This is a genomic window from Kocuria sediminis (genome assembly GCF_009735315.1).
GTDB classification, from domain to species: domain Bacteria; phylum Actinomycetota; class Actinomycetes; order Actinomycetales; family Micrococcaceae; genus Kocuria; species Kocuria turfanensis.
In genome coordinates this window covers 52,232-52,456 of record NZ_WOGU01000017.1, presented here as the reverse complement: position 1 = coordinate 52,456, position 225 = coordinate 52,232, and the positions used below count along the sequence as shown (strand labels likewise).

The 225-nt window shown below is 79.6% G+C and carries 1 pseudogene; it reads right to left on the bottom strand.

From position 1 onward, the window contains the following. A pseudogene (locus GMA12_RS18580) lies at nucleotides 1-225 on the bottom strand (SURF1 family cytochrome oxidase biogenesis protein); the annotation flags it as partial.

Below are 225 nucleotides of genomic sequence, written 5' to 3'. Positions count from 1 at the left end.
GGGGCCACGGCCGGGGCCGGGTCCTCGGCGAAGACCTCCGCGAAGGCGGCCGTGCCGATCGGCAGAGCCCACCGCTCGCGGAGCTCCTCGAGGTCGATGGTGGCGATCTGGCCCTCCGGGGCGCCGCGCTCCACGGCGGGCTCGCCGGGCTGCAGCCGTGCGGTGACGGTCACCTCGGCGGCGGGCGGGCCGGGGACCTCGTCGGGCATCCCGTTCGCGGCCGGC